Origin of the sequence: Neobacillus muris, from assembly GCF_943193175.1 — a bacterium.
Taxonomy (GTDB): Bacteria; Bacillota; Bacilli; order Bacillales; family Cytobacillaceae; genus Neobacillus; species Neobacillus muris.
The window spans coordinates 19340-42582 of sequence record NZ_CALPDF010000025.1; the positions used below are offsets into that span (position 1 = coordinate 19340).

Annotated in this window: 27 protein-coding genes; 20 read left to right on the forward strand and 7 right to left on the reverse strand. The window is 41.2% G+C overall.

Annotated elements, in window-relative coordinates; genetic code table 11:
• Window positions 1-98 precede the first annotated feature (98 nt).
• Complete coding sequence (locus NFS43_RS15615; RefSeq protein WP_251553671.1) at window positions 99-923, reverse strand: MBL fold metallo-hydrolase; 825 nt, start codon at window positions 921-923, stop codon at window positions 99-101.
• A gap of 187 nt (window positions 924-1110) precedes the next feature.
• Between NFS43_RS15615 and NFS43_RS15620 the strand changes: the two genes are divergently transcribed.
• From NFS43_RS15620 to NFS43_RS15695, 16 genes are all read left to right on the forward strand, one after another.
• On the forward strand, window positions 1111-2187 hold the full coding sequence (locus NFS43_RS15620) for an NAD(P)H-dependent flavin oxidoreductase (protein ID WP_338150613.1): 1077 nt from the start codon (window positions 1111-1113) through the stop codon (window positions 2185-2187).
• Window positions 2180-2866 carry an NUDIX hydrolase gene (locus NFS43_RS15625; protein ID WP_251553673.1) on the forward strand — a complete coding sequence of 229 codons (687 nt, stop codon included), beginning with the start codon at window positions 2180-2182 and terminating at the stop codon, window positions 2864-2866. Before NFS43_RS15620 ends, NFS43_RS15625 begins: the two co-directional genes overlap by 8 nt.
• 58 nt (window positions 2867-2924) lie before the next feature.
• On the forward strand, window positions 2925-3860 hold the full coding sequence (locus NFS43_RS15630; RefSeq protein WP_420910336.1) for a ketopantoate reductase family protein: 936 nt from the start codon (window positions 2925-2927) through the stop codon (window positions 3858-3860).
• 127 nt (window positions 3861-3987) lie between these two features.
• Window positions 3988-4812 carry a formate/nitrite transporter family protein gene (locus NFS43_RS15635; protein WP_251553674.1) on the forward strand — a complete coding sequence of 275 codons (825 nt, stop codon included), beginning with the start codon at window positions 3988-3990 and terminating at the stop codon, window positions 4810-4812.
• A gap of 144 nt (window positions 4813-4956) precedes the next feature.
• Window positions 4957-6168, forward strand: a complete 1212-nt coding sequence (gene ilvA, locus NFS43_RS15640; RefSeq protein WP_251553675.1) for a threonine ammonia-lyase — start codon at window positions 4957-4959, stop codon at window positions 6166-6168.
• A 219-nt stretch (window positions 6169-6387) separates the two neighbouring features.
• Window positions 6388-7323, forward strand: coding sequence for an aldo/keto reductase (locus NFS43_RS15645; protein WP_251553718.1), 936 nt, complete (start codon window positions 6388-6390; stop codon window positions 7321-7323).
• 159 nt (window positions 7324-7482) lie between these two features.
• Window positions 7483-8652, forward strand: a complete 1170-nt coding sequence (locus NFS43_RS15650; RefSeq protein WP_251553676.1) for an SAM-dependent methyltransferase — start codon at window positions 7483-7485, stop codon at window positions 8650-8652.
• 140 nt (window positions 8653-8792) lie between these two features.
• Entirely contained in the window at window positions 8793-9344 is a 552-nt protein-coding gene (locus tag NFS43_RS15655) for an ArsR/SmtB family transcription factor (protein WP_251553677.1), read from the forward strand.
• A gap of 29 nt (window positions 9345-9373) precedes the next feature.
• Window positions 9374-10630 (forward strand): MFS transporter, encoded by a 1257-nt coding sequence (locus NFS43_RS15660; RefSeq protein ID WP_251553678.1) that lies wholly within the window; start codon window positions 9374-9376, stop codon window positions 10628-10630.
• Window positions 10631-10755: 125 nt separating this feature from the next.
• Complete coding sequence (locus NFS43_RS15665) at window positions 10756-10956, forward strand: hypothetical protein (protein WP_251553679.1); 201 nt, start codon at window positions 10756-10758, stop codon at window positions 10954-10956.
• Between the two features lie 25 nt (window positions 10957-10981).
• Complete coding sequence (locus tag NFS43_RS15670; protein WP_251553680.1) at window positions 10982-11404, forward strand: GNAT family N-acetyltransferase; 423 nt, start codon at window positions 10982-10984, stop codon at window positions 11402-11404.
• A 165-nt stretch (window positions 11405-11569) separates the two neighbouring features.
• Window positions 11570-13108 carry a DUF4145 domain-containing protein gene (locus NFS43_RS15675; RefSeq protein ID WP_251553681.1) on the forward strand — a complete coding sequence of 513 codons (1539 nt, stop codon included), beginning with the start codon at window positions 11570-11572 and terminating at the stop codon, window positions 13106-13108.
• Window positions 13109-13294: 186 nt separating this feature from the next.
• The gene (locus NFS43_RS15680; protein ID WP_251553682.1) at window positions 13295-14029 is read left to right on the forward strand and encodes a TerC family protein; all 735 of its coding nucleotides are present in this window, start codon (window positions 13295-13297) and stop codon (window positions 14027-14029) included.
• Window positions 14030-14427: 398 nt separating this feature from the next.
• Window positions 14428-14967 (forward strand): NADPH-dependent FMN reductase, encoded by a 540-nt coding sequence (locus NFS43_RS15685; RefSeq protein ID WP_251553683.1) that lies wholly within the window; start codon window positions 14428-14430, stop codon window positions 14965-14967.
• Window positions 14968-15128: 161 nt separating this feature from the next.
• The gene (locus NFS43_RS15690; protein ID WP_251553684.1) at window positions 15129-15863 is read left to right on the forward strand and encodes an AzlC family ABC transporter permease; all 735 of its coding nucleotides are present in this window, start codon (window positions 15129-15131) and stop codon (window positions 15861-15863) included.
• Entirely contained in the window at window positions 15854-16180 is a 327-nt protein-coding gene (locus NFS43_RS15695; protein ID WP_251553685.1) for an AzlD domain-containing protein, read from the forward strand. The genes NFS43_RS15690 and NFS43_RS15695 overlap by 10 nt, the downstream gene beginning before the upstream one ends.
• A gap of 37 nt (window positions 16181-16217) precedes the next feature.
• Here the strand turns inward: NFS43_RS15695 and NFS43_RS15700 are convergent, their stop codons facing one another.
• Window positions 16218-16376: a hypothetical protein gene (locus NFS43_RS15700; protein WP_251553686.1), complete on the reverse strand. Its 159-nt coding sequence runs from the start codon at window positions 16374-16376 to the stop codon at window positions 16218-16220.
• A gap of 162 nt (window positions 16377-16538) precedes the next feature.
• Here NFS43_RS15700 and NFS43_RS15705 point away from each other — a divergent pair, with 162 nt between their 5' ends.
• Complete coding sequence (locus NFS43_RS15705; RefSeq protein WP_251553687.1) at window positions 16539-17660, forward strand: NAD(P)/FAD-dependent oxidoreductase; 1122 nt, start codon at window positions 16539-16541, stop codon at window positions 17658-17660.
• A gap of 22 nt (window positions 17661-17682) precedes the next feature.
• Here the strand turns inward: NFS43_RS15705 and NFS43_RS24410 are convergent, their stop codons facing one another.
• The 4 genes from NFS43_RS24410 to NFS43_RS15720 form a co-directional block, all read right to left on the reverse strand.
• Complete coding sequence (locus tag NFS43_RS24410; RefSeq protein ID WP_277613954.1) at window positions 17683-17817, reverse strand: hypothetical protein; 135 nt, start codon at window positions 17815-17817, stop codon at window positions 17683-17685.
• 17 nt (window positions 17818-17834) lie between these two features.
• Window positions 17835-18131, reverse strand: a complete 297-nt coding sequence (locus NFS43_RS15710) for a hypothetical protein (RefSeq protein WP_251553688.1) — start codon at window positions 18129-18131, stop codon at window positions 17835-17837.
• Between the two features lie 140 nt (window positions 18132-18271).
• Window positions 18272-18466 (reverse strand): alpha/beta-type small acid-soluble spore protein, encoded by a 195-nt coding sequence (locus NFS43_RS15715; protein ID WP_251553689.1) that lies wholly within the window; start codon window positions 18464-18466, stop codon window positions 18272-18274.
• Window positions 18467-18564: 98 nt separating this feature from the next.
• Entirely contained in the window at window positions 18565-19707 is a 1143-nt protein-coding gene (locus tag NFS43_RS15720) for a CAP domain-containing protein (protein WP_251553690.1), read from the reverse strand.
• Window positions 19708-19821: 114 nt separating this feature from the next.
• Here NFS43_RS15720 and proC point away from each other — a divergent pair, with 114 nt between their 5' ends.
• Window positions 19822-20622, forward strand: coding sequence for a pyrroline-5-carboxylate reductase (gene proC, locus NFS43_RS15725; RefSeq protein ID WP_251553691.1), 801 nt, complete (start codon window positions 19822-19824; stop codon window positions 20620-20622).
• Between the two features lie 68 nt (window positions 20623-20690).
• Here the strand turns inward: proC and NFS43_RS15730 are convergent, their stop codons facing one another.
• Complete coding sequence (locus NFS43_RS15730; RefSeq protein WP_251553692.1) at window positions 20691-21872, reverse strand: response regulator transcription factor; 1182 nt, start codon at window positions 21870-21872, stop codon at window positions 20691-20693.
• Between the two features lie 278 nt (window positions 21873-22150).
• Between NFS43_RS15730 and NFS43_RS15735 the strand changes: the two genes are divergently transcribed.
• Together NFS43_RS15735 and NFS43_RS15740 are read left to right on the forward strand one after the other, a co-directional pair.
• The gene (locus tag NFS43_RS15735) at window positions 22151-22735 is read left to right on the forward strand and encodes a DUF6230 family protein (RefSeq protein WP_251553693.1); all 585 of its coding nucleotides are present in this window, start codon (window positions 22151-22153) and stop codon (window positions 22733-22735) included.
• A gap of 40 nt (window positions 22736-22775) precedes the next feature.
• Window positions 22776-23204, forward strand: a complete 429-nt coding sequence (locus NFS43_RS15740; protein WP_251553694.1) for a DUF6114 domain-containing protein — start codon at window positions 22776-22778, stop codon at window positions 23202-23204.
• Window positions 23205-23243 lie beyond the last annotated feature (39 nt).

The window sequence follows — 23243 nt, forward strand, 5'->3', positions numbered from 1 at the left end:
CCGGGCTGTAAAACTGGGCAGGATTTTTTTACGTTGCCGTTTACTTTGCTGTACTTGGTTTATGTACTAAAAACAATAGGATGGAAAATAACAAACTTTTAAATGAGAGAATACAGGGTATCTTCTAAAATCACGGTCCCTTCCTTAATAAGTTTTACTAAATGGGCCTCCGTTGTTCTTTTGGCAAATTCAAACACGCTGGGATGGGGAAGCTCCAGATAAATCATACGAGTCAAATTTTCAGCGGTTAGCTGTTTATGCTTTTCAAGCAAACTCTTTATCTGATTTTCGCGATGCAATCTTCGGTTCATGACAAATTCAATGTGTTCATATGGATTTTCCACCCAAACGCCATGACCGGGTCCAATCTTTTTTAAATCCCGCTGTTTTAACCTTGTCAGCGTTTTCAAATAATCCCCCATATCGCCATCTGGCGGACCAATCCAAGAGGTCCCTTCTGCGACAATATTATCACCCGCGAGAAGTACCTTCAGAGAAGGAATATAAAGATTCAACTGGCCAGAAGTATGGCCGGGGGCATGTAAAATTGTAATTTCCTCATTCCCAATTGTAAGAGAATCCCCATCATTCAAGAAAGCAAGTTTGGTCCATGGCGATATGGCATCGAGGGTTGCTTGTTTTTCCTTTTGATGGCAATAAACAATTGGTGACCAATGCATCAATTGCCGAACTCCAGGGGCATGGTCCGGGTGTGAATGGGTAAGAACAATATACTTTGGCACAGCCAGTTTGTTTTCAGCGATGGCTTTTTCTAGGAGCTGCTTCGTTTCTGGCACATCATATCCTGCATCCACCAACATGCATTCCTCTTCATTGCCCACTAGATAGCAATTTGTAGTCGTATGCGGCAGGATGGTTGGTGTCTGAATAGGTACACGAATAATCTTAAGTTCAGTTATCATAAATGGCATCCTTTCATTCATGGCACAACATAAATATTAACTAATTTATTCACTATGGAAACGTGATATTCCTTCAATAAAAAGTAAAAAACTCAATATAAGCAAGTGATACTATTTTTCTTAAGTTTAAAAGTTAGGTAGAATAAAAATAAATACCTTTTGGAAAAACATGGAGAGGGGTGAAAGTTTGAAATTAAACACAGCTTTATGCGGCATACTGGAGATCACTTATCCTATCATTCAGGCTGGCATGGCGGGAGGACCGACCACACCAGACCTCGTTGCTCATGTATCTAATGCTGGCGGTCTCGGAACTTTGGGGGCTGCATATCTGAAACCAGATGACATGAGGTCAGCTATCAGAAAAATAAAGGATAAAACAGAGCATCCCTTTGCAGTAAACATATTTTGCACAGAATGGGATGATCGATATGACGGTGTGGAAGACTCCCAGAAGGTCCTAAATGCCATAAGAAAAACATTGAATATCGGACATGTAACTGAGCCCATAAAAACAGCTGATTTTTTTGAAGAGCAGTTCGAAATAATGCTGGAAGAAAATGTGCCCATAATTTCAACCGCATTTGGTGTACTTCCGAAAGATAAAGTATCCCTATTGAAGAAAAGGAAGATCAAAATAACAGCGATGGTAACAACCGTTCGGGAAGCGCTCATCGCAGAAGAAAATGGGGCAGATATCATCATAGCCCAAGGAAGTGATGCAGGCGGGCACCGTGGAACCTTTCAAATAGAACCTGAGTCAAATGGGGCATTAATAGGAACCTTTTCACTAGTCCCACAAGTAGTAGACTCCGTATCGGTTCCTGTAGTCGCAGCAGGGGGAATCATGGATAGCCGCGGACTTGTTGCCGCATTAGCGTTAGGGGCTCAAGGCGTACAAATGGGCACTGCCTTTTTAACGACTGTGGAATCCGGCGCGCACCCTGCATATAAGCAAGCATTGATCCATAGTAATGAAGAAAGTACAGTCATTACGAAGGCGTTTTCCGGCCGTCCTGCACGAGGCATTAAAAATGAATTCATAAAAGCCTATGACGTCTCAGGTATTTCGCCAGCTGATTTTCCAACCCAAAATACGTTAACCGGAGATATCCGCAGAAAAGCTGCTGAGCAGAACAATCCAGAATATTTGTCACTTTGGGCTGGACAAGGAACAAGACTATTAAGAAACAGCCCATCTGCTGCCGATTTAATAAAAGAATTGGTTACGGGAGCTGAACAAATACTTTCAAAAAATGATTGATGGTAAAAAGAAAATATTTACAGATGGAGAATTAATCATGGAAACGGAAATCCTCAAAATTTTTGATAAGCATCAAAACTATATAGGGACAGCACCGCGCGCTGAGGTGCATCGCTTGGGGTACTGGCATGAAGTTTTTCATTGCTGGTTCATTGGAAACCAAGATGGAGTTGACCATATATATCTGCAAATCCGCAGCCATAGAAAGAAGGATTACCCCAATTTGCTCGATATAACAGCCGCTGGCCATTTATTAGCGGATGAAACAGTCCGAGACGGAATCAGAGAAGTAAAAGAAGAACTTGGGATTAACATCGTAATGGAAGAGCTAATTCCATTAGGAATCGTTTCCTACAGTGCAATGAGTGAAAACCTTATTGATAATGAAATTGCCCATGTCTTTTTATATGAAACTGATCATAGCTTTGACGCTTTTTCGCTTCAGAAAGAGGAAGTTTCAGGGATTGTTCGAATTCCATTTTCTTCTTTTTTCGAACTTTGGTCAGGCGCAATTGACTTCGTGCCGGCAGCGGGTTTTAGAATTCAAAGAGATGGAAGCAAAATGAAATTTTTTGACCATTTTTCAAAAAACCAATTTGTTCAGCATGTTCCTGCCTATTTCGAAAAGGTTTTAGGAGGTATCCAGAATTACTTAGAGCGGAAGAGGCAGGGTGAATGAAAAGGTTAAAATTTTTTAGTAATGTTTGAAATCAATAGAAAAGGGGATTTGATTCATTTTGGAGATACAAAAAGTTTCAATTATCGGTTTGGGCGCTCTGGGCATTTTATTCGGGCATCAACTATCCAAGAATATGCCGAAAGCAGATTTGAGAATCATTGCGGATATTGGGCGGATCAACAGGTATGAAAAGGAGGGCGTTTTTTGCAACGGGGAACGATGTGATTTCCATTTTGTAACACCTGATGATGCATGTGAGCCGGCAGATTTACTTATTATTTCTGTTAAGTTTAATGGTCTTCATGGCGCCATCCGGCAAGCAAAAAACCATGTTGGCGATCACACGATAATTATATCTGCGTTGAATGGGATTACAAGTGAGGAAATAATTTGTGAAACGTATGGTATGGATAAGCTTTTGTATTGCGTTGCCCAAGGGATGGATGCGGTAAAAATGGGAAATAAGCTTACATACGACCATATGGGGATGCTTTGTTTCGGTGAGCGCGAACCTGGCTTCATTTCTGAACGAATGAAGTCCGTTGCCGCTTTTTTCGAAAAAACAGGTGTCCCTTACCAGTTGGATACAGAGATGATGAAGCGGCTCTGGGGAAAATTTATGCTAAATGTGGGAGTCAATCAAACAGTTGCAGTCTATCAGAGCAATTATGGCGAAATTCAAAGGGAAGGTGAAGCAAGGGAGACGATGATTGGTGCGATGCGGGAGGTTATTGCCATATCTGAAAAAGAAGGGATTCCTTTAACTGAAGCAGATCTGGCTTATTGGTTGAGAGTTCTTGCCTTGTTGAGCCCTGACGGGAAACCCTCCATGGCCCAAGATCTTGAAGCAAAACGATACAGTGAAGTGGAGTTGTTTTCAGGAGCAGTCATAAAATTTGCAGAAAAACACGGGATTACCGCACCCATTAATAAACAGCTCTATGAATCAATTAAAAAGATAGAAAGACTCTATTCGGTTGAACCCATCTATTAAACATATAAAATATCTAAATTTTGTAAATAAAGTTACTAAAACGTTCACATTGTTTTCCTTTTATGTAAGGTAAAATAAACATGTTACATATTTCACAAAGTTTATTTGCATAAGGGAGACAATGGTTATGGCGTTTAGTAAACCTGACAAAATTACGGAGATTACGGCTGAATATGGGACAAAGAAAGCCAACTATCCAACTTTGAGAACATTGATATTGGGATTCGAAGCAGGGGCGTTTATTGCTTTGGGCTATTTGCTTTTTATTCGTGTGACGGCCCCGCTGACAGGAGATTTACAAGGGCTTAGCAGTTTAATAGGAGCTTCCGTTTTCCCTATTGGGCTCGTTTTGACGCTGCTTGCTGGCGGTGAGCTTTTAACGGGCAATATGATGGCTGTATCATTGGCAAAACTGGCGAAAAAAGTCACGTTTAAGCAGGTCGCCTGGAACTGGTTTTTGGTGACTGTCAGCAACTTCATCGGTGCCATTTTTGTTGCGTATGTTTTTGGCCACTTGGTTGGGCTGACAGAAGCTGAACCATTTTTAAGCAAGACAATTGATGTAGCGGAACACAAATTGGATGCCACTTTCATTCAAGCCTTTCTTTCTGGAATTGGCTGTAACTGGCTGGTGGCAGCAGCAGTTTGGTTATCGTACGGAGCGGAGGATATGTCTGGAAAAATACTAGGGATTTGGTTTCCGACCATGACATTCGTGGCAGTAGGCTTTCAGCACGTTGTCGCAAATATGTTTGTGATCCCGGCAGCCATCTTTGCCGGCCATTTTACATGGCTGGAATACGCACAAAATTTCGTCCCAGTATTCTTAGGGAATGCGGCAGGAGGAGTCCTCTTTATCTCCATGGCCTACTACCATGCCTACAAAAAAACAGAAGCTCCACTAATCAGACACCAAGCCGTAAAACCGATAGTGAAAAGCGGAAGCAGATAATGACCGAGCGGCTGTCCCTTGGCACTGCACTGCGTTAAAGGAGCGGGGGACAGTCCCCAGCGAAAAACGGCATTTATACGGAATAGTTTATTTTTTCCAGTACATTCTAACATTAAACAAAGGTGTTTAGGAGGTACTGGAAAATTGGTTATGCTGGATGATTTGATCGGTGCCAGAGAGAAGATGAAGGGGATTGTCCACACTACTCCTCTCGATTTTTCTCAAACTTTTAGCAATATTTCCCATCACAATCAAGTGTACTTGAAGCTTGAGAATTTGCAGAAAACCGGATCATTTAAAGTTAGAGGCTCCTATAATAAGTTGACTTCGCTCTCCAAGGAAGAGCTTGAAAAAGGGGTGGTGGCTGCTTCTGCGGGCAATCATGCACAGGGTGTGGCCTATTCCAGCCAAATGCTTGGGATTCCCTGTACAATTGTTATGCCAAAGGGTGCGCCGCTTAGCAAAATATCTGCCACCAGACAGTATGGTGCTGAAGTAATATTAGAGGGAAATGTATTTGATGATGCACTGGCCCATGCTTTGGAACTAAAGGAAAACATGGGGGCAACCTTCGTCCATGCTTTTGATGATGAAGCCATTATTGCCGGCCAAGGTACTGTAGGGTTAGAGATACTGGAGCAGCTGCCGGACATGGAAGCGATTTTATGCCCAGTCGGAGGCGGAGGGCTGATTGCTGGAATCGCCTTGGCAGTTAAAGAAAAGAACCCTAATATTCGTGTATATGGTGTCCAAGCGATTGCCTGCCCTAGCATGAAGCAGTCCTTAATCGAAAACAAGCCTGTCATGGTTGACTCAACCCCAACGATGGCGGATGGAATTGCTGTCAAGAAACCAGGGATCCACCCTTTTGAGATTGTCCAAAAATATGTTGATGACATTTTTGTGGTCGATGAAATGGAAATCGCCAGAACGATGTTATTGCTGTTGGAACGGAATAAGCTGCTAGTTGAAGGTTCCGGTGCCGTTTCTTTGGCTGCGTTGCTTTATCAAAAGGTCAATTTTAAAGATAAGAAAGTGGCAGCTGTTATTAGCGGGGGCAACGTCGATGTCAGCTTCATTTCCCGCATTATTGAGCGTGGCATGGTCGAGTCCGGACGCTATGTAAACTTTTCCATGATCTTAAAAGACAAGCCAGGAGAATTGCAGCGAGTGCTGAGTGAGATCACTGAAATGGATGCAAATATCCTATCGGTTAATCTTCAGCATGTTGGAGAGGATATATATCCGGGATATGCCCAGCTGGAGCTGTCATTAGAGACAAAAAATCAAGACCACATTGAAGCAGTACGCAAAGTGCTAAAGAACAAAGGATACCATGTCAAAAATCATTTTTAAAATTAGAAACACACCTGGGTCCCACAGTTCACCAGAAACCCAAGGGGTGTTTCTTTTTATGTATAATAAATGTATTCACCAAAAAACAAATAGCGAAGTATATCTTTGTTACCAAAAGGTGAATTCTGGTAAAATATAGTAGAAAAAATGGGGACAGGCCCCCGCTGCTGTTCAGCGGTGAAGCGATGGGGGACAGGCACCAAAAAGGAGTTGGATGAATTGAATCGTAAGGTTAGGATTGGAAAGTCTGATTTGTTGGTGAATCCGATTGGGTTGGGTACGAATGCAGTGGGAGGCCATAATTTATTTCCAAATCTTGATGAAGCGGCAGGACGGGAATTGGTCAGATTAGGCCTTGCCAATGGAATAAACTTTTTGGATACCGCGTTTATTTACGGTCCAAAACGTTCAGAAGAAATTATTGGTGAAGTGGTAAAAGAATCTAGCAGCCGTTCAGAAATTGTAATTGCAACCAAAGCTGCCCATAAGTTTGCCGGAAACGAAATCGTCATGGATAACTCTCCGGCATTTTTAAAGCAGTCGGTAGAGCATGCGTTGAAACGCCTGCAAACGGACTACATTGATTTATTTTATATTCATTTTCCTGATAAAGATACCCCTAAAGATGAGGCAGTTGGGGCATTAAAGCTGTTGAAGGATGAAGGAAAAATCAGGGCAATTGGCGTATCTAATTTTTCCATAGACCAATTGAAAGAGGCAAATAAAGACGGATATGTTGATGTTTATCAAGGAGAATATAACCTGTTAAGCAGGGAGGCTGAGAAGGAGCTATTCCCTTATGCAGCTGAACACCAAATTTCGTTTATTCCCTATTTTCCGCTTGCTTCCGGACTATTAACAGGCAAGTATACCCGGGACACAGAACTAAGTGAAAAAATGCGCAAACGTCCGCAGTTCCAGGAAGGGGCATATGAGCAAAACCTGGATAAAATTGACAAGGTGCGGAACATTGCTGCAGCAAAAGGGGCTGAAGTGGCCCATGTAGTGTTAGCTTGGTATTTAACCCGTGATGTCATTGATGTGATTATTCCGGGAGCAAAACGGGCTGCACAGGTGCTGCAAAACCTTAAAACGCTGGAGGTTGCTTTATCAACCGAGGAAATAAATGAAATTGACCAGATATTTAAAAGATAGAAATACATCTAAGCGCTATGGATCGGCATAGTGCTTTTTTCTATTTATCAAGCTATGTGCATTTTTAGTTATTGAATTGCACCTATTAGCGGGTCCATTCAATATATTTTGAAAAGTCTAACAAATAGTTCTAAAATAAGTTAGTAAAGGGGTGACTAGATGATAGACAAGCTATTTTATAAGACATTAATGAAAAAAACTTTTTCAGATCCCGTTCAGATTACATTCTGGGATGGGGAAACGGTACAGTATGGGGATGGGGAGCCTCGTTTCAAGCTCATTTTTCATGATGTCCTGTCCAAATCATTATTAATACAAGACCCTTCCATGGCTTTCGGTGAAGCCTACATGAATGGAATCATTGAGGTGGAAGGCAGCATAAAGGAAATTGCAGCCTCCATCTACCGGAGCAGTGAAGGCTTTTTGGGAAAAGGGCAGTTTGCGGCGCAATTGGTGAAAAAACTCACGAATACCACAAGGAGAAGCAAGGAAAATATCTCTTTTCATTATGACATCGGAAATGATTTTTATAAGCTATGGCTGGATGAAACGATGACTTATTCCTGCGCTTACTTTATCAACCCAGAAGATTCATTAACCACTGCCCAGCAAAATAAAGTGGATCATATTCTAAAGAAATTGAACCTTCAGGAAGGGCAAACGCTATTGGATATCGGGTGCGGCTGGGGAGAATTAATTCTCACGGCGGCAAAACGATATGGCGCTAAAGCAACTGGAATTACACTTTCCGAAGAACAGTTTGCTAGTGTTCAAGAACGAATTCAACAGGAGCGATTATCAGACTTGGTTGACGTGCAATTAATCGATTATCGGGAAATAAAAGAGCAGCAGTTTGATCGGGTTGTCAGTGTCGGAATGCTCGAGCATGTCGGCAAGGACCATTTGCCAGAGTATTTTAAGGAAGTAAATGATTTATTGAAAGAAGGCGGCTTATCCGTTCTCCATTCAATTACTTCTCCAAGGGAAGGCGCGTCAAACTCTTGGATAGAAAAGTATATATTTCCTGGAGGGTACATTCCTTCTGTACGTGAATTAGTGAATGAGCTGGCAGATAAATCATTTTACCTAATTGACTATGAAAGCATGCGAAGGCACTATGCCAAAACACTGGATATTTGGGCAGACAATTTTGAATCTGTCCTGGATAAAGTCAGACAAAAAAAAGAGGAGCGGTTTATCCGGATGTGGAGATTATATTTAAATGCCTGCTCTGCTTCCTTTCAAACTGGGAATATCGACCTCAGTCAATTTATCTTCACAAAAGGAATTAGCGATACCTTACCTTGGACACGACAATACATGTATTAGAAAAAAGAGGGCCGTTTTCTTTTGGAGAAAATGGCTTTTTGTTTGAAGAAGCACAAAAAATTCTAAATTGACCGAATTTTAAAGCGCGTGTTAAAATATTAATATGTTAAATTTTTTTAACTAGGAAGGGGGTATTTCTGGTGGATGAAGTGTATTACATCGAAAAGCTAGAACAGTTAAAAGTTATAAGTGATCCGTTTCGTATCAAAATTTTATGGGAACTGGACGATGAAGCAAAGACAGGAAAAATGCTGGCTGACAGTTTGGGACTGCCGCCTTCTAAAATGAGGTATCATTTGACCGAGCTTCAGAAAGCCGGATTAATTGTCATCGAAAAAACGGAAGTCAAGAATGGAATCGTCCAGAAGTTTTTTCGTCCTATTGCCAAAATGATTTCGCTTGAAAAAATATTGCCTGCTATAAATGGCGGTACTCTCCCAGCCAATGCTTTAATTGAGAATGCCATCCAATCGATTGAAAAAACCAAACTAATCCTTAGAAAATGGGAATCCACTGATCACCTAAACCCCAATAATTTGCTTCAATCCTTTGAAACCCTTTCTATGACAGAAGAAGAGTTTCAGGATTTAAAAAGTAAATTAAGAGAGCTGACTGAGCCATACCGCCAAAAAAATACCATAGAAAAGAAGTTATACCATCTGCATATTACTGCATTCCCAAAAAGCGACTAAAGACGATACAGGAAAGAAGGTAGAATGGAATGGGAGCATTACCACCGGGCCAAGTTACAAACAAAGTAACCTATTATCAATTATTAAAGCAATCAAAACATTTCAACGCCCTGCTATTCGGGCAGATTTTTTCTTTGTTAGGCAGTTCCGTTACCAATGTGGTTCTTCCTATCGTTGTACTGCAAGAGTCCAATTCCACCGCAATGATGGGAACAGTTATGGCGATCTATATGACCCCCTTTGTCGTTTTACTGCCTTTTTCTGGAGTATTAACAGATAAAATGAACAAGGTCCGGATTATGTTTTTGGTGGATATCGTCCGGTTTTTCCTCATGTTCGTTTTATCCATCTTCGCCTTTTTAGATCAGCTGAACATGATCTCTCTATTTATCTTTATGTTTTTCATGGGGACAATGGACAGCTTTTTCCAGCCGGCCTATTCAGGGGTCAGGGCAAAGGTATTTACCCCAGAGATCCGCAACGCAGCTAATTCCTTAAGTCAAGTAAGTGTTCAAACCTTGAGAATATTCGGTCCCATTATCGGCGGGGTGATTGTATCAGTTTTTACAGCTGCATGGGGGTTTGGCATAAATGCAGCTACCTATCTTATCTCGTTATTTTTCATCTTTAGCTTGAGATCACTAAATTTCCAGAATAATAGTCTAAAATGGAATAATAAAATTTCAATTAAAAAAGACTTTATGGAAGGCATTGAAGTGCTTAAACAGCAGTCCTGGCTTTGGATTACGATACTGGCATTTTCATTAATCAATATTTTCTCAGGGGGTATCATCCGCATTATTATCCCTTGGTTGATTAATAGCCATTTTGAATATGACCCTTCCGTCTATGGTATAGTGCTCGCCGCTTCAGGCGCAGGAGCTATTTGTACGGGAATCATTTTTGGTTTAAGGGCCACATGGAAGAAAAGAGGAGTGCTGGCCTATATGGGAGTGACGGTGAGTGGAATCGCTCTGCTTCTTATGGGATTTATATCCAATATTCCATTGCTGGTTCTTTGCATGTTTTTGGAAGGGGCGGGTACGATGCTGTTTGGTTTGATCTGGGAAACCAGCCTGCAGGAACTGGTCCCTGAAGACAAATTTGGGCGCGTTGCCAGTTTGGATATGCTAGGCTCTTTTGCTCTGCTGCCGGTGGGCTATTTGATTACGGGGTGGCTGGCAGAGGGTATTGGAGAAATTTTTACGCTTATTCTATTTAGCATCATTATCATTCTTATTTGCGGTTTGTCGATGATCAGTAAAGGGATTAGATATTTTGATTGATAGCTAATAAAACCATTGTGATATTCCATCTCTATTTATTCAATAGCAAATTGCTAGCAACAGACAGCAGACATATACTCACAGAATTCACTTCAAACAAGAAAGAAATAATGGAGGCTTTAATCATGTTATATGTAGCTATTGAAGCATTAAAAATAATGAAAAATACAAGTCAAGCCGTTTATCCAACTTTTGCTTACTCGGTCATTGATCAATACATACCAGGGCAAATTTATCTCAACAACATAGAAACATCTGCACTAATCGGTACAGAATCAGGTATTTTTACTGTTGCAGGTGATCCAACGATATTCATTTCATTTTAACAAAAACCAAAACTCCAGCATTAAAATGGCAATGAATCACAAAGGTGTCAGCGTTAAAAAGATGGACGAGAATCTTATTTTCCGCAGCTCTGAATTTCATCATGCCTATATCAAGGAATATTGGTATTCGTTATCTCATTTTTTGAATCATGGTTTTGGTTTTTGCTTATTAAAAGATGGACAGATCGCTTGTGAGTGCATCTCTATTTTTCCCTCTTCAGAGTTTGCAGAGATTGACATTGTTGCCCAAGAACCGTTCCGCGGGATGGGATTGGCCCAAACATCAGCTCAATTATTTATTGACTGCTGCCTTGAAAAAAATCTAACCCCAACCTGGGATTGCGATGTAAACAATCTAGCATCAATAAAACTAGCCGAAAAGTTGGGCTTTGAACGTCCAAGTATTTATTCTGTATTCGTCAAAAAGCAGGATATTTATGAAAAATAAAATGGAATTATCCGTATTGTACAAGGGGCACACTAATTTGGCTGGGTATGGATAGGAGATTATCTTTTCCTAGCACAAACAAGAGGCTAGAATCCAGCTAATTCTAGCTTTTTCTTCTTGGTCTTTATGATAAAATAAGTCTATAAAGGGACCGGGGGAACCGAAATGAACAAGGAATTTTTCTTCTATCAATTTTTGGAACCAATTTCAAAGGAATTGGCACTAGTTGCAAAAGAACTGGAAAATAGTATTTTTACCAGTACGCGTACTATGTTGACCCATGCTCGAGTGTTTGTCGAAACCATTCTGCAGCTGGTCATTCAAGCAGAACATCTTCCCGATGAACCTCGGACAAACTTAAAAGATAGACTGGATATGCTGAATGAAAGAGGCTACCTGCTTCCTGAAATACGGGATGCGCTCCACTTTGTCAGGCAAACTGGCAACCAGGCGGCACATGATGCCCGCAGATTCCGGTATTCGGAAGCGTTATTATGCTGGGAAGCCCTGTATACAATTGTCAAATGGTATGTGGAAGTGTACGGACCAGTTGATCTAACTGTGCCCGATTATCAAGAACCATCATTCCGGACTGAACATACATTTGATATGACCGAACTCGAAGTCCGGCTGAAAACCCTGGAGGAACTCCTCAGAAATCCATCACCTGCTCTTATCGGAGAATCTGCCCCTAACGAAATAGCGGCCGCTTCTGAAACAGCTAATGAAGTACAGGACATTCCTGGATTTACCACGATTCGAACAATCGCCTATAAGGATCGGAAACAGGAGGTGCCATACTTTCTTCGTGACGCCTTTCTTTTGCCGCAGCGGTTTCATAAATCAGAAACCTATTTGATCCGGCTGGGTGCAGAACAGCAGGCCCGAATTATGAGTGAGCTGCCGAACAATATCGAAGGACTGCACAAACATGTGAAACGGTTTAGCGACAAAAATGACGAAATCTTTTTTGAAGAATTAGGTACGTTTATGGAAGAAGAAAAAGCCAGAAGGCTGCTAATTCTCGACCGCCCAGGTGAACTCTTCTTCTTTTATAAGTCCGAACGAATCGTGGTTACTGAGGAACTGGCAAACGTCAAACTTACATCCGATGAATTCACGGGAATTCCCGGCCTGCTTCGCCAGTTAAATGAGGATGGAATAAATTCAGTTGGCCAGCTGCCGCAGGAGCTGGTGATTCTGGCAAAATATGAAAATGTGGGCGTCGGAACAGTGGAAAAGCTGTTTGAGCAACTAAAAAAGAAAGCGAACGATAAAAATGCCGCAGCCAATCTAGCAGATAATTCGATAGAAAGCCTCAGCTATAAGAAATGGGATTCTTTATTTGTTAGAGTCAAATTAGGGGAAAGTAAAACCGTCATCCGAGGTGACAGTGTTCCATCACTTTGGAAAGAGGGATTAAAATGGATTGAAGGACACCAGCTTCCACTATATCCGCTCGTGAAAGAAGGGGTCACACTTGGGTCCACGGACAATGGCAAGCGCTACGCATTAGCGCTTAAGCCAATCCATAAGGATCACCGCCCGTTTACCCAGAAGCATACTTATGAATCTAAGGTAACTGGAAAAACGTATTACCTTGAAACAAAAATCAATCCAAAATCAGGACTGGAAACACTCGGGAAATTACTGATGCGTTTAGGGGTAGAAGTGAAAATTCCTTTGCTTGAGGATGCAGAATAAAAAAATACCAAAAGCCGTTTCTTGATGAAGAGAACGGCTTTTCTTTTTTATGTACATATAATCGATTTCGTCTCATACATTTAAACTATCAAGTCTTATTTCGGCATTTCATGATTATGGACAAGACTTTCTTTAATTATGCAGTAGTCAACAGGTACTTTCGAAAATGGTAAAGGAGAAATTGGAATGGAACTCCTGCACGATATTTTTACCAGCTATCATACGATTTTTTCCTTAGAGGAATTTCACAATACTTTCTTTAATCCTGCCAGCTGGGGAGTAATTGGAATCCTGATTATTCTTGAAGGATTGCTGTCTGCCGATAATGCACTGGTTTTGGCGGTCATGGTCAAGCATCTCCCAAAAGGACAAAGGAAAAAAGCACTGTTTTATGGAATTTTTGGTGCTTATTTCTTCCGCGTTTTGGCAATCGGCTTAGGGGTTACGCTGATCAATATTCCTTGGATCAAAATTATTGGCGGACATTATCTGCTTTGGATCGTGGTGCAGAATTTTGTGAAAAAGGATGACGGGGAAGGGGAAGTCCAAACAAAGACTAAGGGTTTTTGGCGTACTGTATTAACAGTGGAATTAATGGATATAGCGTTTAGCTTGGATAGTATTTTAGCTGCTTTTGGGGTGTCAAATAAAGAATGGATCTTACTATTGGGAGGAGTATTAGGAATCTTAATGATGCGCGGTGTCGCGCAACTATTTTTGGCGCTGATTGAAAAAATCCCGGAGTTTGAAACAACCGCTTTTCTTCTAGTTGCGATCATTGGTATAAGGATGATTGTTTCTGCCTTTGGGTTCCATATGGATGAAATGATTTTCTTTAGTTTTATCATCATCATGTTTTTTGCAACCTTTATCGTCCATTTCATACGGAAGTATTCCGAAAATGAAACCACAAGTAAATAATAAAAATAAAAGCGATGTAACTCCATCGCTTTTTATAGTGCCAGGATCGTTAAAATCTTATCAATCAGGTAGGCCAAACATAAAAAAGATGAGTAAAGAAAAATTATAAATACTAAACTTGATAAAATAAGTTTTCCTTTCCTCGGGTTTTACTGAGGCTTATCACCGGTACTCTATCAATAAATCATTATAGTAAGCAATTTTTTTAATAGAACATAGATTACAATAGAATCATTACCCCGGATTGTCAATCAACAATGGAACATTTTTATGATAACTCTCCTGCTTTTTACCTAAATAGCTGCCTTTCAAGTCACTATTGTTGAAATAATCATTTTTATTTTCTTATAATCAGTATATGATTTGAAAAAATATACATAAAAAGGTGCGTGAAGTGTATGAACCTTGTAGCCATTGTAGGCAGCTTAAGAGACGGGTCTTATAACAGATTATTGGCCAAAACCATTCAAGAGCGGAACCATGATAACTTTAATTTAGAAATCCTTGATATTGGGGTACTGCCGCATTATAACCAGGATGAAGAGCTCAATCCTCCTGAATCGGTTATCCAGTTTAAAAAGAAAGTGAAAGAAGCGGATGGGGTTCTGATTATCACACCAGAATACAATTGGTCGATTCCAGGTGTATTAAAAAACGCTTTGGATTGGCTTTCCCGTGTCGACAAAGTTCTAATCGGAAAACCTGTTATGACGGCAGGAGCCGCCACCGGGATCATGGGAACCATTCGGGCTCAGCTGCAATTGCGGCAAATCCTTGCTGCTTTGCAAGTTAAGCTTTTGCCGCCTGCTGGAAATGAAATTTTGATCAGCCAGGCCCAAACAAAGTTTGACCCTGAAACAGGCAAGTTAACAGATGAAGCAACCCTTGCTTTCCTTGATACTGTGACTGAACGGTTTATGGAACTTGTAAAAGAATAAGAAGCTGCTGCCAGGTTGTCATCATCCTGGCAGTTTCCATGTTTCTGGCATAGGCCTTAAAAGGAGCCCCTGAATTCCATGATTGATATTTCATAATTTTCTTGAAAACAGCAATAGCCGCCAGTATAATAATTCTTTAGATAGTTTTTGGAGGGAATAATATGGGTCAAGTGAATGCCCAAATGGAGACGATTCCTGCAACGCAGAATGAAGATACGTTTCTTAAGGGTGTGAAGGATTGTATTCCCACCTTGTTGGGGTATTTGAGTATCGGATTTGCTGCAGGTGTCGTGGAAAAAACGGCGGGCTTAAGCATTATGGAGGTCGTCCTGATCAGCTTGATTCTTTATGCGGGCTCAGCCCAGTTCATAGCCGCCGGGATGATTGCCGTTAATAGTTCTGCGACAGCCATTATTATTACTGTTTTCTTTGTTAATCTAAGGCATATTTTACTGAGCGCCGCATTATCACCTTATTTTCGCCATCTTTCTCCTTTAAAAAACATGCTTCTCGGCTCTCTGCTGACGGATGAGACATTTGGGGTGGCTATCAATAAGGCGGCAGAGAAGAAAGCAATTAGCGAAAGATGGATGCATGGCTTAAATTTAACGGCCTGGTTAAATTGGGCCGTGGCCAATATGGCAGGGGCTTATTTTGGAAACTGGATTTCCAATCCAGAAAAATACGGATTAGACTTTGCTCTGCCGGCTATGTTTATCGGGCTTTTGGTTTTATCAATGATTAGTCGCAAAAAAATTGTACTGGATATCATTGTAGCGGTATTTGCTATCATGATTGCTGTGGGAGTCAGTATGATCTTTTCCAGCAGTCTTGGCGTCATTTTGGCAGCCGTTATCGCTTCAACGCTCGGGATGGTGATTGAAAAATGGAAGTAAGCTGGGGGATCCTCCTGATTATTTTAGGAACGGCTTTAGTGACTTTCCTGCCGCGGGTTATTCCACTGATGGTCCTTAGCCGCTTTGAATTGCCGGAATGGGCGGCTCGCTGGCTGAGTTTTGTTCCTACTTCCGTAATGGCAGCACTGGTAGGGCAGGAGATTTTTATGAATGATGGAGAATGGCTCCTATCTTTCCGTAATCTTGATTTTATCGCAGCCATCCCGACCTTTTTTATTGCCCTAAAAACTCGGAGCCTGCTGGCAACTGTACTGTCAGGGATCATTACCATGATGCTGCTGCGTGTCTTTTTTTAAATATTCTTGTCATGAAGAGCAGCCATTGGGCTGCTTTTTAGCTTTTAGGATCCTTGTCATTATTTAAACTATTTGTCGGGTTATTTGCTGCCTGATCGTATTGCTCTTTGGACATTCCCAGATTTTCTTTTGTCCTTGTGTCCCAGATACTATATTTAATATCGACAGAATCTTTTCGGTTTGCCTTTTTACTCACAACATCCACCTCCATCTATTAATATTTTGCAAATTGATAACAGAAATATGCGGCAATAATATTCTTTAAAACATCCCGATCTTGGATGCAGTTATAAAAATTGCTCCCTCTAAGCTATAATGTAAGAGGTTCATTTAACTTTACTAAAACAGGAATGATGTTATGAAAAAAATAATTGTTGTTGGGGCTGGCATATTAGGAGCATCTACAGCCTACCATCTAACTAAGTACGGAGCAGAAGTCATTATTGTGGATAGAAGTGACCCTGGGCAGGCAACTGATGCCGCTGCGGGAATTGTCTGCCCATGGCTGTCCCAGCGGCGAAATAAGGCATGGTACAACCTGGCTAAAGGCGGAGCCCGATATTATCCTGAATTAATGGCCGATTTAGAAGCTGAAGGTGAAAGAAATACAGGGTATAAACGAGTGGGTGCACTTAGTTTGCATACCGATCCAATAAAATTGGAGCAAATGGCTGAACGTGCCCGAAAACGCAGGAAGGATGCACCGGAAATCGGTGAAATTGACATTTTATCACCGGCTGAAACCAAACGGCTGTTTCCGCCTTTATCGGAGGAATACGGCTCCGTTTATGTCAGCGGCGGAGCCCGGGTGAATGGGCGGGAATTAAGGGATGCGCTGGTTCATGCAGCTGTTAAAAGAGGAGCCATCTGTTTAAATGGGAATGCCTCGATCATTCGTGAGGGCAGTCAAGTGTTCGGAGTAAAGCTGGGAGATAAAAGGCTGGAGGCCGATCTTGTTATGGTTGCGGCAGGTGCATGGTCAAATGAAGTTTTAAACCCGCTGGGAGTAGAATTTTTAGTAAAATCCCAAAAAGCGCAGATTATTCATTTGGAGCTTCCTGATATGGATACTGGCTCCTGGCCGGTTATTATGCCTCCACATACCCAATATATCCTCACATTTGATGACGGCCGAGTAGTTGCAGGATCTACCCATGAAAATGATGCTGGTTTTGATCATCGAGTGACTCCAGGGGGAATACATGAGATTTTAGATCAGGTATTAGATACGGCCCCAGGTTTGGCCAATAGCACATTTCTTGAAACAAGGGTGGGATTTCGACCTTTTACCCCAGGATTTTTACCTGTTGCTGGTCCATTACCTGGCTTTGAAGGAATTTATGTGGCAAACGGACTGGGGTCTTCCGGACTGACTAGCGGTCCATACCTTGGCAGAGAACTTGCCAAATCTGTACTAGGCAAAGAGACTGAAATTGATTTGAGCAGCTATGATGTTTCCTTGGCTCTAAAATCTAAGTAAAGGGCAGATTTCACTCTGCCCCTTAGCCTTTCTTTCCTTTTTGCTTCAGCTTATACTCAGCATCACTCATGACAGGATTATTCCGAGGAACGCTCTTAGTCAATGCCTTTTTCAGTTCTACGCTGGCGTCATCACCTGTGTTATATCTTTTGTCCATGAAAAATTCCTCCAGATTTATGGTTGAAAAACAACTTCTCCATCCTCGCTGATTTCTATGGTTGAATAGCTTTTGAACGTTTCAAAATTGGTAATTTCATGTTTGAATTGACTGGAAAAGCTCTCCATATAAGGTTTATAAACTTCTGGATCTTTAACAAGGTGGTAAAAATATATTCTTTTTCCATTCTTCCTATTGCTTACTCGTAATAAAAAGCGATCGTCCCCAAATTGTTCTTTAAACCATGTTCTTGCTTCTTCATGACTATTGAAATCTGGGATCTGATCATATTCAACTGAAAAATCCTGATCCAAGTTAATTCACCTCAACTTTTTTCCGATATATTTAGGTTCTGTTTCGAAGCCAGTTCATATCCGTACAGCTAAATACATCTAAAGGAAACGGCTGCCCAATATGGACAGCCGTTTCCAGAAATGCACAAGGTCTTTTGAAGCTACCGGCCTTGCTGATTTTGTAAGGATTGTTCTGCATAGGCAATAAGGCGTTTTGTCATTTCACCGCCAACTGAACCATTTGCTCGTGCGGTCGTATCAGCACCAAGCTGCACTCCAAACTCATTGGCGATTTCTTGTTTCATTTGATCCAGAACATTGCCTGCACCAGGAACCAAAAGTTTGTTTCTAGCCATGATACATCACTCCCGACGAATTTTTGAGCAATTATTAATTGCTCGTATATAATTTAACCAGTTTACAAAACATAATTCACAGACTAGGTTTGTAAAGATTAATTGGCATAAAAGTTTTCCGTGTAATAGGGCTGGGATTTGTCATTAAAGGCAACACCCACTCCTAAATATTCATAGCCATTCCGGAGAATATTTTCCCGATGGCCAAGGGAATTCATTAATCCTTCATGGGCAAAAATGCTGCTTAACTGTCCATATGCAAGGTTTTCACCTGCCAGTAAGAAAATGATTTGATCTTGTTTCATGCGGTCAAAAGGAGATTGGCCTTGCAGGTTCGTATGGGAAAAATAATCATTTACCGCCATATCGCGGCTATGTTTCCGCGCCGTTTCTCTCACGTGCGAATCCCATGTCAAGGTCGTCAGCTGATGATTAACCCGGGATGCATTTGTCAGATCAAACAGCTGGTATTCGAAACCTTCCTTTAGCTCAGAAGTAGCTTTTGAATAGTAATCAGCTTTTTCATCCTCCAGGTCTTTGCGGATTAATTGCATGGCTGTCACAGTATGACCATTGTGCTTATCGTAAAAAACAGTTACATAGACATCATCAAGCAGATACATATCATAATCACGGTCTTGTTCCAATTGATAGGTGATCAAGCCTTTTTGTATTTGAGTTATTGGTTCTCCAAGAGCCGCCCGTACCGTTTTTTTAGGAGTGCCCATTTTAATCCCATTTTTAGATGCGATCAAATCTTGATTGGTATAAAGTCCGGCCGCCTTGTTATTTTTATCATACATAACCATAAAAAATTCCTGATAATGGTTATGGTAAGAATACCAGTCTGTGCCGTATTCGTTTAGGGAAGCCCGTTTAGCTGGTCCTGTCACTTGTTCAATTTCAGATTTCGGTTCTCCTAGTTCCACATTATGGATTGAAAAGACTTGCTCAGCTGGAGCTGCTAATTCTATTGATTTTGTTTCTTTTGGTTCGCGATCTTGCTGATTCAACGTAAGACCATCCAGCTGATTGCTCAGCTGCTTCCATAATTGTTGCAGATTCCCGAGGAAGCCGCTCATATCTGAAAGTGTATCAGAGTTACTGGTCAATAAATTTATATCAGATTGAAGTTCATCAATTGTTTTCGTCCATTCACTTTTCGATAAATTTTTTTCTATAGTCGGTCCTGAAAAGCCAAAAAGCACGATAAGAGATAAAAGCACAAGAAATCTCCCCATAACTCACCCTCCATTTCTACTAGAATTGTAACCAATCTAGTTTAAATGTATAAGTGATATGCTTAGCTTAAAAATAATAAATAGGTTAGAATTGACAACGTGAGGAGTGAGGAAATGACGAAAGATAAAAAGCGAGTGCTATTTATTGGCGCAGGGCGGATGGCGCAAGCGATTATAGAAGGACTGTCCAATAAACCGGAATTTGCGATCCTCGTTTCTAATAATGGAAATGAGGAACGACTGGAATTTGTGAAAAATCATTATGGAGTGGAAACAACAGTTAATTGGCTAAACAATCTAGTCAATATGGATATAATCTTTTTAGCCATGCCGCCGGATGCCCACGATACAATTCTAAATGAGTTGGCTAAACAGATTAATGGGCAATTGGTTTTAACGGTTGCTGCCGGCATTGGACCAGCTTATTTGGAAAGCAAACTTCCTAATTCAACGCCTGTTGCTTCGATCATGCCAAATACGGCTGCAAAATTAGGGGAGTCGATCACACTGTATGCGCCAGGCCAATATGTGAACCAGCAGCATGTCCAATGGATTGAGTCCTTAATAAGCGGCATCGGACAATTTGAAAGAGTGACAGAAAAACAAATCCAAGAATTGACAGCAGTGACAGGAAGCGCCCCGGCATTTATCTACAAATTAGCAGGCGCACTCGAACAAATGGCACTTGAAACAGGCATTACCCAACAGCAAGCAAGGAAACTCGTCTCGCAAATGATAGCAGGTTCCGCCGAAATGTTGAAAACCAACATCGACACAAACGAACTAATCAACCAAGTCGCCACCCCGGGAGGATCCACCGCCGCAGGACTAGAACTGCTCGATGACCACCAATTCAGCACCACCATTCAGCAAGCCATCAACGCCTGCCGCCAAAAAGCCGCAGCAATAAAATAACCGGGGACAGTCCCCCGGTTTGTTAACGCTGTAAAGCGCTGGGGGACTGTCCCCAAAAATCCCAAAAATCAATCGATGATTCCCATCCGTATGGCTTTTACGGCGACTTCGGTACGATTTTGTGCGTTTAGTCGTTTCATGATATTAGAGATATGGTCTCTTACGGTATATTCACTCAGGTAAAGCTTAGACGCGGCTATTTGGGTGGAGGCACCCTCTGCAAGGAGTTTAATAATTTCAATTTCCCGTGGAGATAAGTATACTTGTTTGTCTTCTGGAGTGTCTTTTTTATTTCTTTCTGCTTGAAAGTGCTTAAGCAACAATTCTCCCGAGCTTTGGCCAAACTTTATCAGCGCCGGAAGCAGGCTGCTGTCCAGCGGAAAAAACGTTTCTGGTCCTTGATCTAAAATCATGCCGCCAATAATTTTTCCTTCTTCAGGCACATAAATCGGTACGATGATAAGGGAGGTAAGCTTGAAACTCTTCACATATTTTTCAGGAAATTCCTTTTCTGCATCCGCTACATATATAGGCTGGAAGTTCTTCATCTGAGTTCCCTGAGATTTCAGCTTTACCAGACTTTCATTCAGTACAGGGATATTGGTGATTTTTTCAGCGATGGCTTGGATTTCCTCATTATTAAAATGGTGTCCGCAAAGACCTGCCGCAATGCTTTCTTCATTGGCAAACCTAAACAGGGCGCATCGCTGAAAAGGTAGGAAGTATCCAAAACCATAACATATGTTTTCTACGGCCTCTTGAAAAGTTTGGGAACGAATGATCCACTCATTAAATAAGATAACAGCATCCTTCCATACACTATAATGATAATTTTCCCTCTTAAATAACAGAACCTCACTAACTTTTGAAAATAAATAATGAATGGATGGATGCAATTTTGAAGAATATGAGATTTTCGCTTTGACAACACGATGAGCTGAATTTTCAAGCAAATTTAATTGAAATATCAACGCTTCTGGCTCCGGTTCACGATGGAATGCAGCCAGCCATGCTGCTGGCATGTCATCGAATAATTTGGACAAATCGGCATCATCGTTGCGGACAGTTGATAAAAATTCATCCAGAAAATCACTAATAAACTCATATACAAAAATAGATTTTTTATTGGTGTTTTTTAAAAACTGAAGTGTGCTGTTCCACTCATCCAGCAGTTCGTCCAGATATCTGCTGAGCAGCCTAACCGCATCCTCCAATAAATGATTTAAATGATGGTTCAGAGATTTCGACATGTGCTATGCACTCCTACAAATAGTTTGGCCGCCATTACTGCAAAATACTTATGTCATCCCAACATTACATAATTCAGCAAAATACCTTCCTTTTCCTGTCTTCTCTTGAAAGTTTTGATAAATATCTGCCAAAATTCACCCGGCCTCATAACACATGTGAGAAAAACCTACAAATGTAGGGGTTAACTGATTTTTTTATTTGTCATAAAATTGTGACAAATAGGACCAAATATCTAGAAATCATTTTGGTCCTAAAAAAGTAAAGGGGAGGACATTGAATGACAGGAGAGGCTCTTATTATAGGAGGAAAAACGGTAAAGAAAAAATTAATGCTGGCCATACTGGGAGGGTTTATCTTTTTGGGAGCTCTGCTCGGGACTTTTGGGCTTACTGGTGTTGCTTACGCCGTTCCAATTAGTGGATTCGGTGAATTCACGGTTAGCTTTGACAAGTTGGTCGGGAACGGATTTAAACTTTATGGGGGAATCGCAGACGGAGGTTCAAGGAAAGATAATCCAGTTGCAGTGAACGAAATTGACAGCGCTACCATAACTAATTTAAAAATAACAAAAGAATTTAAAGCACTTGGTATTAAGGCTGTCATCGAGGCGGGTAAACCTGTGGAAATTAAAGGTCTAATTCAAAAAGCCACCTTAATTAATGGTGATGCAAGTTTTACGAATTTAACAATGAAAGAAAACTTTGTAGGGGATATTCAAAATCCAATGGAGGCGGCAGCAAAAGAGTTTACCCAGGATGCAGGGACCATTACGATCGAAAATGGTGATTTAAAAACTCTTTATCTGTTCCAGCAAACTGTTTCCCTGCCAGGGATGAAGGTATATTTTGAACCACTGCAATAAGAATTGGCAATCGTAGATTACAAAAATAAGGATGATAACCATGAACTCCACCATGTCAATACGTGCGAGGTTCAAGAATTGGAGAGCAAGGCGCCCATTTTGGGGGGCGACCTTGTGCATCCTTGCTGGACTCGTCATTTTATGGGTGCCGGCGCAGCTTTACGAAGTGGCCGCTGCACCAGGAAGCATTATATTTGTAGGCTTTTTTCTTGGCGGACTGACTCTGCTGTTAGGAATATTGTCGTCTATCATGCCAAGACTGTCGACACTGCTGGGTGTTTTGGCAATATTTTCTTCTGTATTGTCCATAATGGGAGCTTTAGGAGGGTTTCTGATTGGAACGATTTTCGGAATCCTTGGCGGGGCCATGCTGATCGCATGGAAACCGGAATATGCTGTAAAGGAAGTGGTCCATACGCTGGACAAACGAACAGAAAAAGAAATTGCGACTACCGAATTAGAGAATTAAAGGAAAAGGCTTCATTATACAATTTCTTTCATACTTAGA